The following is a 12,363-nucleotide window of genomic DNA, read 5'->3' as shown; positions in this document are numbered from 1 at the left end:
TACTGGATCCCGGATCAAGTCCGGGATGACGGGGTGGGTGTTGGGACTCAGTGTGCTCCTCTCTATCCGGTTCTTTCCGCGTTGAAGAGAGGGGCATAGACCTGTGCTTTCATCCAGCGTGTCATCCCGGCCCTGAGCCGGGATCTAGTATGCTCAGCGTTCTGGAAAACGCTCAGGGTCTGCCGATTAGGGCCAGATCAAGTGCCGGGATGCGCAACGAACACGAAAGAGGACGAGCAATGGCCTTTCATCAGGTGCGGTTTCCGCTCGATATTGCGCTGGGGGCGCAGGGCGGGCCGGGGCGGGCGACCGATGTGGTGACGCTGGCCTCGGGGCGCGAGGAGCGCAACAGCCGATGGGCACATGCGCGGCGGCGATATAATGCGGGATATGGCATCAAATCGCGCGCGGACATGCTCGCCGTGCTGGAGTTTTTCGAGGAACGACGCGGGCGGTTTCATTCGTTCTTGTGGCACGACGCGCTGGACTGGACGTCAAGCCCGGATGGTGGCGCGCCAAATCCATCCGACCAGACGATTGGTCAGGGTGATGGGGAAACGGCGCGCTTTCAACTGATCAAACGCTATGGCGCGGATTTCGACCCTTATCTGCGGCCCATCACGCGGCCCGTCGCGGGTAGCGTCGTGCTGGCTGTTGGCGGCGCGGTGTTGGGCGTGGGGGCATTCAGCGTCGATTTGCTGACGGGTATCGTCACGCTGGTGGAGGCGCCAGCTGAGGGCGAGGCGGTGATGGCGGGGTTTGCCTTCGACGTGCCGGTGCGCTTCGACACCGACCGGCTGGACGTGGAACTGACGAGCTTCGATGCGGCGCTGGTTCCAGCCATTCCGATTATCGAGGTGTTGGGGGAATGAGACAGTTTTCGCAACAGTTCGCCGACCATCTGGCCAGCGGGGCCACCACCTTGTGCTGGTGCTGGGCGATCCTGCGCACCGATGGCGTGGTGCAGGGCTTTACCGACCACGATTTGCCGATCGCGTTTGACGGACGCCGGTTCGATCCGGCGCACGGGCTGGATGGCGGGGAAACCGCACAGCGGCTGGGGCCGCAGACCGAGACGGCGGAGGTGCTGGGGGTGCTCCAGTCCGACGCGATCACTGAGGACGATATCGCGCTGGGGCGCTATGACGGCGCGCGGGTGGAAAGCTGGCGCGTCAACTGGCGCGAACCGGCGCAGCGCGAACTGGTCCGGGTCGACACCATCGGCGAGATCACCCGCGAGGACGGGGTGTTCCGGGCCGAATTGCGCTCGGGTCAGCATGCGCTGAACGTGCCGCGCGGGCGGCTCTATCAGCATATGTGCGACGCCAGGCTGGGGGACGGGCGCTGCAGGGTCAACATCGATCGACCGCAATTTCGCGCCGAGGCGGTGGTGACCGGCAAGCCGGACGCGACCAGCGTGACGGTGAGCGGGCTGGGCGGTTTTGCGCAAGGCTGGTTCAACCAGGGCGTGGCGACATGGGGGTCGGGACGTCGCATAGGGATCGAGGACAGCGTGGTGCGCCACGATGGGGAAACGCTGGGGTTCGACCGGCCCGTGGGCGACTGGGTGGCGGTGGGGGACACACTTTTCGTCCATGCCGGATGCGACAAGCAGTTTTCGACCTGCCGGACGAAATTTGCCAACGGCCTCAATTTTCGGGGCTTTCCGCATGTGCCGGGCAACGACTTCGTGCTGCGCTATCCGGGCAGCGAGGATCGGCTGGATGGCGGGAAGCTGGTGTCGTGAGGGAACGGATGACGGACCTCGGTATGGGCGACCGGGTGGTGGCCGAGGCCATGCGGTGGGTGGGCACGCCGTATCGGCATCAGGGGGCGAACCGGGGGGCGGGGGCCGATTGTCTGGGATTGGTACGGGGTATTTGGCGCGCGCTTTATGGCGGCGAGCCGGGACCTGTGCCGCCCTATGGGGCCGACTGGCGCGATGCCGGAATCGGCGATGCGCTGGAGATGGCGGCGCGGCGTTATCTGGTGGAGCAGGCGGGCGCGGCGCGGGCGGGGGATGTGGTGCTGTTTCGGCTCATGCGCCACCGACCGGCGCGCCATTGCGGCGTGATGGTGAGCGCTGAGCGGTTCGTTCATGCGCAGGAGCATCTGGGCGTGGTTGAGATGGCGATGAGCGAGAGCTGGGCGCGGCGGGTCGCGGGGGTATTCCGGTTTCCGTGAGGAGGTGCTGAGTTTGGGGGTGCGGTGGTGCGGGAGGATGTTCAGCGGCCCCCTCATCCCCGGCCCTTCTCCCACGAGGGGAGAAGGGGGCTCTCTTGGATGGCGAAGGGGAAAGAGGTGAAGCTCTGCAGGTTACTGGATCCCGGAACAAGTCCGGGATGACGGCGGTGGGTGGGGTGGCGTTGGGGGATAAACCGGTGCGCCGGGGGGTGACGCGTCTGATGGGGTCGGTGGGCATGGTCCGAGCCTCGAGGATTTTCCTGGCGATGCCGTTTTCTCCAACGCCGTCACCCCGGACTTGATCCGGGGTCTAGTATGCTCGCCGGTGCGAGTGGAGACTCAGCGGCCACCTCATCCCTGGCCCTTCTCCCCAGGGGGGGAGAAGGGGGCTCTCTTGGATGGCGAATGGGAAAGAGCTGACGCGCTGCCGGTTACTGGATCCCGGATCAAGTCCGGGATGACGGCGGTGGGTGGGGTGGCGGTGGGCCGCTGGTAGTGGCGTCGAAAAACGCATTAATCATTTGAAAGACGGGGTTTATGGCGACACTGGCACTTTCGCTGGCGGGGCAGGTGGTGGGCGGCGCGCTGGGCGGGCCGATCGGGGCGACCATCGGGCGGGCGCTGGGCGCGCTGGCCGGGAGCGCGGTGGATGCGGCGATTTTTGGCGGGCCGCGTCCGACCCGGACCCACTCGGACGTTCGGCTGACCGGATCGAGCGAAGGTGGGCCCATTCCGCGCGTTTATGGCTGGTGCCGGGTGTCGGGCAACATCATCTGGGCGACGCGGTTGGAACGGATCGCTGGGCAAAGCGCGGGCTCCAAGGGGTTTGGGCGGACCGACGCCGAGGAGACGATCGCTGCCAGTTTTGCGCTGGCCCTGTGCGAGGGCGAAGTGGCCCATTTGGGGCGCATCTGGGCGGATGGGAAACTGCTCGAAACCGACGGGCTCGATATCCGCTTTTATCGCGGGACCGAGGACCAGCAGCCGGACGGCTTCATCGTGGCGCGGCAGGGCGCGGCGCCGGCCTATCGCGGGCTGTGCTATCTCGTTTTCGAGCGGCTGGACCTGACGCCGTTCGGCAACCGCATTCCCAACCTTTCGGTGGAAATCTGCCGCCCGTCCGGAGACCTGGAACCTGCGGTGAGGGCGGTGTGCGTCATCCCCGGATCGACGGAGTTCGGCTACGATCCCAAACCGAGGGTGCAGGTGCTGGGGCCGGGGCGGACCCGCTCGGAAAACTGCCATGTGAGCGGGGCGCGCTCGGACTGGGACCTGTCCATCGACGAACTGACCGCGCTATGCCCCAATCTCGAACATGTGGGACTGGTGGTCTCATGGTTCGGCACGGACCTGCGCTGCGGCGAGTGTGTGGTCGAGCCCCGCGTTGAAAATACCACCAAGCAGGTCAAGGGCGCGGCCTGGGCGGTAGCGGGCCGGAACCGGACCGGGGCCAACCGGGTCAGCACCCATGCGGGCGGGCCAGCCTATGGCGGTACGCCCTCGGACGCCTCGGTGCGCGCGGCAATCGCCGATCTGCGGGCGCGCGGACTCAAGGTGACGCTCTATCCGTTCGTGATGATGGATATTCCCCACGGTAATGCGCGCATCGACCCCTATACGCTGGCGGCGGGGCAATCGGCCTATCCCTGGCGGGGCAGGATCACCTGTCACCCGGCAGCGGGGATGACCGGGTCGCCCGATGGCAGCGGCGCGGCGGCCACCCAGATTGCGGCCTTCATGGCCAAGGGCTATCGCGAGATGGTCCTGCATTATGCCCAGCTCGCCAAGGCAGCGGGGGGCGTCGATGCCATGCTGATCGGCTCGGAAATGCGCGGGCTGACCACGGTGCGTTCGGGGGCAGCGACTTTCCCGTTCGTCGATGCGCTGCGCGGGCTGGCGGCGGAGGTGCGCGCGATCCTGGGCACCGGCACCAAGCTCACCTACGCAGCGGACTGGTCGGAATATTCGGGGATCCAGCCGGAAAACGCGCCGGGGGACAAGATTTTTCACCTCGATCCGCTATGGGCCGACACCAATATCGACGCCATCGGCATCGACAATTACATGCCGCTGGCCGACTGGCGCGATGGGGACGGGCATCTGGATGCCCAAACGGCGCGGGCGATCCACGATCTCGATTACCTCAAAGCCAATATTGCGGGCGGGGAAGGGTTCGACTGGTTCTATGCCTCCGATGCGGACCGGGCCGCGCAATTTCGAACGGCGATCGCCGATGGCACCCATGGCGAGGACTGGGTGTGGCGATACAAGGATCTGGTCGGGTTCTGGAGCCAGCCGCACCACAACCGCATCGGCGGGGTGAGGGCTGCGACAAAGACCGGCTGGGTGCCGATGAGCAAGCCGATCTGGCTGACGGAATTGGGCTGCGGGGCGGTGGACAAGGGGCCTAATGCGCCCAACGCGTTTGGCGACCCGAAAAGCTCCGAGGACCAGCGCCCGCCGTTTTCCGGCGGGACGTCCGACCCGTTGATCCAGCGACAGGCCTTGCGGGCCTGTCATCAATATTGGCGGGAAGAGGGGGCACACAATCCGGTGTCGCCACTGTATGGCGGGCGGATGCTCGATGCGGGGCGTATCTATCTGTGGTGCTGGGATGCGCGGCCCTATCCGGCGTTTCCGGGACTGCCGGACGTGTGGTCGGACGCCAGCAATTATCGCGCCGGGCACTGGCTGAACGGCAGGCTGGGCGCGGCGGGCGCTGGGGAAATCCTGCGCGCCATGGCAAAGGATTTCGAGGTGCCGGTGGCCAGCATTGATGCCGCGCCGCCAATGGTGCTCGGGCTGGGCGTCGAGGCGGTGGCCAGCCTGCGCGATGCGTCATCGGGGTTGATCGAGGCGCTGGGGCTGGCGGTGCGCGACACGCCGGAGGGGATCGCCTGGCAATTGGCCGATCCGCGCCCTGTGACGGTGATCGATCCGGGTGATCTGGTCGCGGAAGATGGGCCGGTGCTGGCGCGAAAGCGCAGCGATCCGAGCGAAATGCCCGGGCGGCTGACGCTGAGCCATTTCGACCGCGAGCGCGATTATCAGACCGCTTCGGTGCTGGCGGTGACGCCCAAAGGGGAGCGCAATGCCAGTATCGACACCGGGCTGGTGATCGAGCCGGCGGAGGGGAGTCTTTTGGCGCGGGCCCTGCTGGCGGCGATGCGCCGGGCGGGGGACACGCTCGATTTCGCATTGCCTGCGTCGAGGCTGGGGCTGGAGGCGGGCGATCTGGTCGCCATAGAAGGGCTGGCCGACGGGCCGTTCCGCATCGAGGCGCTGCGTGATGGCGGCGCGCGGCGGGTGACTGCGACCGGGCATGGGGGCAGCGCGATCGGGACGGTTTCGGCTCCCGATCGGGACTTGCCCCGGATATCGCCGCCAATCGAGGCGGTGCCGGCCATTACCATTGCGCATCTGCCGACGGCGGATGGGCGGACCGAACTGGTTGCGGCGGCGTTTGCCGAGCCCTGGCCGGGGCCGATCACCCTCACCGATAGCGATACGGGAACAGAACTGGCGCGACTGACGGGCAATGGCGTGCTCGGAGTGTTGTCGGCCCCGCTTGCGGCGGGACCGATGGGTATCTGGGACCGGGCGTCGCGTCTGGAGATCGAAATCCATGCCGGGCATCTTGCCTCGGCTGATCCTCTGGCCGTGCTGGCTGCATCCAACCGGCTGGCGGTGCAAATGAGCGCCGGACATTGGGAATTGATTGGTTTCGCTGAGGCGGAGCTTATCGGCCCGGCGCGTTACCGGCTGGATGGGCTGCTGCGCGGCTTGCGGGGCTCCCAGATCGGGGCGGCAGAGGCGGGCAGCGCGGTGCTGGTGCTCGACAGCAAAGTTGCCCGCATGGCGGTGCCGCAGGATGTCTTGGGCGGGACGCGCTCAGTGCGCGCCTATGCCGGGCCGCGCGACGGCGAAGGGATGGCGCTGGAAGTGGCGGTCGATATCGGGGCGGCGCTGCCGCTGGCCCCGGCTCATCTGCGCGCGATCCGGGATGCAGTGACCGGGGAGATTATCCTCGACTGGCGGCGGCGCAGCCGGATCGATGGCAATGGCTGGCCTCATGCGGACGTGCCGCTTGATTTCGTACCGGAGCGCTATCGCATCGCCATCCGCGATGGTGAGACGGTGGTGCGCAGCGTGAGCGTTGATGAACCCTCATTCCGCTATTCGGCGGCGGCGCAGGCGGACGATTTCGGCGGGCCGGTGACCGCAGTCGGCTTTACCGTCGAACAGATCAGCCCCGTGCTCGGAGCGGGGCATAAAGCCTTTGGAGTATTTCCATGACGATGACCGCGCGGCTCGACCTGCCGCTGATCGCCTCGGAGCAGGCGCAAAAGCATATCACTCATAATGAAGCGCTGCTGGTGCTCGATGCGCTGGTGCAGATGCGGCTCGACGGACTGGCGCTATTGGCGCCGCCCGAAGGGCCGCAAGCGGGGGCGACCTATGGAATCGGCACCGGGGCGACGGGTGCGTGGGAGGGGCACGATGGCGAAATCGCTGCCTGGACCGAAGGGGGCTGGCGCTTTGCGGTGCCGGTCGAGGGCTGGCTGGGCTGGGACAAGACCGCCGCGCGGCCCGTGGTCTATCGCGACCGGTGGCGGCCGCTGTTTCATGACGGGCTGGGCATCGGCACCGATCCTGATGCCACCAACCGGCTGGCCGTGCGCTCGGAAGCGGCGCTGTTTACCGCAGTGCCCGCGGGCAGTGGCGGTAATGGCAATGTGCGGCTGACGCTCAACAAGGAAAGCGCGGACAACAGCGCGACGCTGATCTTTCAATCCGGCTGGGAAGGGCGGGCCGAAATCGGCCTGGCGGGCGATGATGATTTTGCCTTCAAGGTCAGCGCCGACGGGGCAAGCTTTGCGACGGCGATGACGCTGGAGGCAGCATCGGGCTTTGTCCGGTTCGACAGCTTTGCCGGATGCGCGGTGAGTTTCCCAACGATTGATGGCGGGGTGCTGGCGGCGCAGACGGGCTTTGTGGTGCCCGCGCCGGAAACTGGCACCAGCGACGATATCGACACCATCACCGGCGGGTTTGACGGCGCGGTGATGATCGTGACCGGCACGGCAGGGGTGGCGCTGACTTTTCGCGATGGCGTGGGCAATCTCAAACTCGGCGGCAACCGCGTGCTCGACAATTTCGAGGACAGTTTGATGCTGGTCCGGCGCGGCGGCGACTGGATCGAACTGAGCTTTTCCAACAACGGTTAGGGAGTCCTGCCATGCCGGCTTCGCGCTGGACACTGTGCCTTGCCCGGATTCTGGAGCTGGAGGGCGGCTTTGCCGATCATCCGTCCGACCCCGGCGGGGCTACCAATATGGGCATTACCCACAAGACGCTGGCCCGCTGGCGCGGGATCGAGCCGTGGTGGGACCTGCCGAAAGATGCGGTGCGTTCACTGGAGCGCGCCGAGGCCGAAGCGATCTACAAGGCGCTCTATTGGGAGCGCTGCAAGGCGGATCTGCTGCCGCCGGGCGTCGATCTGGCGGTGTTCGATTATGCGGTCAATTCCGGACCGGATCGGGCGATCAGGACGCTTCAGGCGCTGGTGGGGGTGGTGCAGGACGGATTTGTTGGCCCGCTGACAATCGAAGCCGTGAACAAGCGCGATCCGCGGGCGCTGATCGAGGCCCTGTGCGACCAGCGGCTTGGATTTTTGCAGCGACTGACGACCTGGACAACTTTCGGGCGCGGCTGGACCAGCCGGGTCGCCACGATCCGCGCGGCGGCGCTGGCTGCTGTCGTGCCCTCGCGAAATGATCAATCCACAAAGGGAATTACCGACATGTCCATTCTCAAGGGCAACAAGACCTATGTCATGGGGGCATTGATGCTGCTGGTGGGGCTTGCCGCCATGTTCGGAGTCGACATCCCAGCGTTCGGCGAGGTGTCCGGCCCGCAATTGATCATGGAAGCCCTCGCCATTATCTTTCTGCGCAGGGGGCTGAAGGGCGATCTGGCGCGGGAGTGAGTTGCGCTGGCGTCGGGGCGGCCTATATTGCATGGAACGACCACGGAGTGCCAAGAGCGATGAGCTCAATAATTCTTGTGCGGGCAGATTGGGATGATGAGGCGGGCGTGTGGTTTGCGACCTCGTCCGATATCGATGGATTGGCGGTGGAGGCACCGACCGTAGAGGCTCTTTACGAACGGGTTTCAGGTGCGTTGCAGGATCTTGTCGAACTCAACGGTTTAGTTTGAGGATTCGGACCAATCTGCTTCGACTGTACGTTTGGAGATGTAGCGCACCCCTCATCCGACCGCTTCGCGGCCACCTTCTCCCTCAAGGGGAGAAGGGTAGATGGGAGCAGCGCTTCGGTTTGAACTCAAGCGCTGGTCAAAAGAGCCCCCTCTCCCCTTGAGGGAGAGGGCCGGGGTGAGGGGTGCGCTGAATTGCGGGAAATGCACACCATTCATTTGCAGTTCAGCAATATCGCGATAGAACCGGAACCATGATGAACACGCGAATGCTCCGGCTTTTATCTCTGGTTCTGGCCATCGGCCTCTCGCTTCCGCTGGGTGTTGGCCCGGCAGTGGCGCAGGAAGCGTGCTGGGACAATGCGGCCATTCAGGCGGCGCTGGCCGAAGGGCGTATCCAGCCGGTGGCAGCGGTGCTGGCGCGGGAGGGGATTGCCCCTTCGACCGAGGTGCTCAGCGTCAAGGTTTGCGAGCAGGGCGGTGCGCCGGTCTATGTGCTGGCGGTGCTGGAAGCGGCGGGACAGGCGCGTAATCTGACGGTAAGCGCGCGATAGGCGCAAAAGGCGGGCGGGACAATGCGTATCCTTGTTGTCGAGGACGATGAGAGCCTCAACAGGCAGTTGTGCGAGGCACTGACCGATGCCGGTTATGTGGTGGATAGCGCCACGGACGGCGAGGAAGGCCATTTCCTCGGCGATACGGAGCCCTATGATGCGGTGGTGCTCGATATCGGGTTACCGCAGATGGATGGGATTTCGGTACTCGAAGCCTGGCGGCGCGAAAATCGCCTGATGCCGGTGCTGCTGCTTACGGCGCGGGACCGCTGGAGCGACAAGGTGCAGGGCATCGACGCCGGGGCAGACGACTATGTGGCCAAGCCTTTCCATATGGAAGAAGTGCTGGCCCGGCTGCGCGCGCTGGTGCGCCGGGCAGCGGGGCACGCGTCCAACGAAATCACCGCCGGAACGGTGCGGCTCGACACCAAGGCAGGCCGGGTGACCGTCGATGGACAGGCGATCCGGCTGACCAGCCATGAATTTCGCCTGCTGGCCTATCTGATGATGCACAAGGGCAAGGTGATCTCGCGCACCGAATTGACCGAACATCTCTACGATCAGGATTTCGACCGCGATTCCAACACGATCGAAGTGTTCGTGGGGCGGCTGCGCAAGAAGCTGCCCGACGATCTGATCCAGACCATCAGGGGTCTGGGCTATCAGATCATCGCGGAATGAGCGGGACAGGCTGTCAATGGGTTCCGACGCCGAGAGCGTAACTCAAACCACCCAGGAATCCCAGACGAGGGGATCGATTTCGTTCCGACTGTTCTGGCTGTCGGCGGGATGGTTGATTGTCGCGCTGATCGCGACCGCGTTCCTGTTGTCCGAGCTCTATTCGCAGGCGCTGGACCGCGACCTGACCGAAAGCCTTGATTTTCAGCTGTCCTCGCTGGTCGGCCAGACGCTAGAGAACAATTCGGCGGCATCGCCCGATCTCGGCCTGGCTGATATGCGGTTCTCTCGCCCCACCTCCGGCTGGTACTGGCAGATTCGTAGCGAAAGCGGGGCGCTGGTTAATTTCTCTCCCTCCATGGTGGGCACCGTGCTGCCCGAACTCTCCGAACCCTTCAGCGCCACCGGTACGCGGTCCGGGCTGATCGCAGCCGATTACGGCCAGAGCCTATTGGCGGTCGAACGCTGGGTGACGCTCGACGATCTGGGACGGTTCCGCATCATTGTGACGGGCAATTATTCAGACCTCGAAGGGCGCGTCGATGCGTTCCGGGGGCAGGCGGTGATTGTGCTCGCGGTGGTCGGGCTGATCCTTGCGGTGATGAGCGGGATGATCGCGCGGTTTGCGCTGCGCCCGATCGAACGGCTGCGCGAGGCCATCGAGGCGGTGCGAGAGGGCGAAAAGCCCACGGTCGAGGGCGCGTTCCCCCGTGAAATTGCGCCGCTGGCTGGCGAACTCAATGAATTGTTGCGCTCCAACACCCAGATCGTGGAGCGGGCCCGCGCCCAGGTGGGCAATCTGGCCCATGGGCTGAAAACCCCGCTGGCGGTGTTGCGCAACGAAGCGGGAGCGGCGCAAACACCGCTGGCCAAAAGCGTGATGCATGAAACCGACGCCATGAGCCGGATCGTCTCCACCTATCTCGATCAGGCGCGGCTGGCGGCACGCTCCAGCGTAGTCGGCAAGCGGACTGATACGCTTGCGGTGCTCGACAGGCTGGCGCGGGTGATGGCCAAGCTAAACAAGGATCGCGATATCGCGACGGATCTGGCCCCGGCAACCCCATGGTTTAGGGGCGATGAGGGCGATCTGGAGGAGATGGCCGGCAATCTGCTCGACAATGCGTGTAAATGGGCGCAGTCCGCGGTGCGGCTGACCGCCCGGGAAACGGAGATGTCAGGGAACCGGAGCGTCGAGATTGTCGTTGAGGATGACGGAGACGGCCTGACCGACGCCGAGGCGGCGCATGTGTTGCGCCGCGGTGTCAGGCTGGACGAAAAAACACCGGGAAGCGGGTTGGGACTCGATATCGTCAAGGAACTGGTGGACATCTATGGCGGCGATCTGAGCCTTGGCCGTTCGGCATTGGGTGGGCTGCGCGCAACGCTGATATTGCCAGCCGCGCGGCATACCAGGCCGCAACAGGCATGAAGCGATCCGGTTTACCAATCGTATTTTGGCCTTATTGGCTGTCAAAAGGCATAATCGGGACCTGTGCGTCCGTTAGGAAAGGTATTGCGAAATGAAAATGTTGAGGGCGATTGCGCTTGTTTCGCTGGCTCTGATCGTAGCCGGTTGTACCCGGACGGCGTCGACGCCAACCTGGGGGCAGCCGGTCTATTCCCAGCCAGCCATACTGTCGCCCCTGCCCGGGACGCCGCAGCAGCCGGCGGACACCACGCCCATCCAGCAGGCACGGCTCGATCCGGGCGCCTATGACTATATCGATGGTGGCGTGCTCGGACAGCTTGGCGCGGCCCAACGCAGCGCGGCCAACGAAGCCCAGTTCTATGCCCTCCAGTTCGGCCGTCCGGGCGCTCCGCGCACCTGGAGTTCCGGTGGTGCTTCGGGCCAGGTCTCGGTGGGCCCCTATGTGCGGGTCAATAACCTCGATTGCCGCGAATTTTCCCACCGTGTGACGCTGAACGGCCAGACCTACACGAAGTCCGGGACCGCCTGCCGCGAGGTTGACGGGGCGTGGGGCGTGACCGCCTGACCGGCGCTTTTTCGAGACGTATCGCATGACTGAAAGGCGTCGCCAGAGGGCGGCGCCTTTCTTGATTCTGACGGACAAAGGTTTTTTTACCCCTCGACGATACGATCGGAGCCAATCGACTTCCCCAACTGCCGGTTGACCACGTTCATGGCCCATCCCGCTTCACGTTCCGACGCGATGTTGCCGACCCCGGCGGGGGCGGGTGAGGGGCTTGGGAATGAGGCGGCGCGGGAGGCTTTTGTCGCGGCGCTGGCCGGGGTGCTGGTGGAACCGCCGGTTGCCCATGTGTTCGCGGGCGCCATCGAGCGCGATGCTGCTATCGCAATCTGGACGTGGATTGCCCGCGATATCGCACCCGGCGAAGTAGCGCGACTGGGCGACGGCATTGTTGCGGGCGCGGACCCGGTAGATGCGCTCGACCAGTTGATCCCTGAAATCGTCGACCGCCTCAAGGACAATGCCGAGGCGGAAAAAGACAGTTTTGAGCTTGAGCGCCGCAACACCATGCAGATGGGCGGCGAGGTGGCGCGCCGGCGCTTGCCGCAGGTGATCATGGCGCTGCGCCGCAGGCCATTGCTGGTGCAGGCGGCGCGGTTCGGGGCGGCGGTCGGGTCGCTGGCTGATGAAATGGCGCTGGCGGAGGCGTTCCAGACCATCGCCATCACCAATCCCCTGACGCGGGCGCTATGGATGCAGGCGATGGTGGCCCATATGGGCAATCCCGGGCGCGCCAT

Annotated in this window: 12 protein-coding genes; all 12 read left to right on the top strand. The window is 65.2% G+C overall.

All coding sequences use genetic code 11. The features are described from left to right. The first annotated feature begins 239 nt into the window (after positions 1-239). Positions 240-872: a DUF2460 domain-containing protein gene (locus tag VNS12_RS08510; RefSeq protein ID WP_325487395.1), complete on the top strand. Its 633-nt coding sequence runs from the start codon at positions 240-242 to the stop codon at positions 870-872. Beyond that, on the top strand, positions 869-1,747 hold the full coding sequence (locus VNS12_RS08505) for a DUF2163 domain-containing protein (protein ID WP_325487394.1): 879 nt from the start codon (positions 869-871) through the stop codon (positions 1,745-1,747). The genes VNS12_RS08510 and VNS12_RS08505 overlap by 4 nt, the downstream gene beginning before the upstream one ends. An 8-nt stretch (positions 1,748-1,755) precedes the next feature. Continuing rightward, the gene (locus tag VNS12_RS08500; protein ID WP_325487393.1) at positions 1,756-2,184 is read left to right on the top strand and encodes an NlpC/P60 family protein; all 429 of its coding nucleotides are present in this window, start codon (positions 1,756-1,758) and stop codon (positions 2,182-2,184) included. A 537-nt stretch (positions 2,185-2,721) separates the two neighbouring features. After that, positions 2,722-6,480: a baseplate multidomain protein megatron gene (locus VNS12_RS08495; RefSeq protein ID WP_325487392.1), complete on the top strand. Its 3,759-nt coding sequence runs from the start codon at positions 2,722-2,724 to the stop codon at positions 6,478-6,480. After that, complete coding sequence (locus tag VNS12_RS08490; RefSeq protein ID WP_325487391.1) at positions 6,477-7,412, top strand: DUF2793 domain-containing protein; 936 nt, start codon at positions 6,477-6,479, stop codon at positions 7,410-7,412. The genes VNS12_RS08495 and VNS12_RS08490 overlap by 4 nt, the downstream gene beginning before the upstream one ends. An 11-nt stretch (positions 7,413-7,423) precedes the next feature. Further along, a complete protein-coding gene (locus VNS12_RS08485) occupies positions 7,424-8,173 on the top strand; it encodes a glycoside hydrolase family 108 protein (RefSeq protein WP_325487390.1) in 750 nt (249 codons plus the stop codon). Positions 8,174-8,232: 59 nt separating this feature from the next. Continuing rightward, entirely contained in the window at positions 8,233-8,403 is a 171-nt protein-coding gene (locus tag VNS12_RS08480; protein ID WP_325487389.1) for a DUF1902 domain-containing protein, read from the top strand. 266 nt (positions 8,404-8,669) lie between these two features. Beyond that, entirely contained in the window at positions 8,670-8,954 is a 285-nt protein-coding gene (locus tag VNS12_RS08475) for a hypothetical protein (RefSeq protein WP_325487388.1), read from the top strand. A gap of 21 nt (positions 8,955-8,975) precedes the next feature. Then, a complete protein-coding gene (locus VNS12_RS08470) occupies positions 8,976-9,635 on the top strand; it encodes a response regulator transcription factor (RefSeq protein ID WP_325487387.1) in 660 nt (219 codons plus the stop codon). A 16-nt stretch (positions 9,636-9,651) separates the two neighbouring features. Next, positions 9,652-11,064 carry an ATP-binding protein gene (locus tag VNS12_RS08465; RefSeq protein ID WP_325487386.1) on the top strand — a complete coding sequence of 471 codons (1,413 nt, stop codon included), beginning with the start codon at positions 9,652-9,654 and terminating at the stop codon, positions 11,062-11,064. Between the two features lie 91 nt (positions 11,065-11,155). Then, positions 11,156-11,629, top strand: a complete 474-nt coding sequence (locus VNS12_RS08460) for a hypothetical protein (protein WP_325487385.1) — start codon at positions 11,156-11,158, stop codon at positions 11,627-11,629. A gap of 147 nt (positions 11,630-11,776) precedes the next feature. Further along, positions 11,777-12,363 (top strand): hypothetical protein (locus VNS12_RS08455; protein WP_325487384.1); only part of this gene is annotated, 587 nt, incomplete at its 3' end.

It is taken from the genome of Pelagibacterium sp. (assembly GCF_035555455.1).
In the GTDB taxonomy this organism is placed as follows: Bacteria; Pseudomonadota; Alphaproteobacteria; order Rhizobiales; family Devosiaceae; genus Pelagibacterium.
Note: the sequence above shows the minus strand (reverse complement) of the source record. Positions and strands in the feature narration are given on the sequence as shown.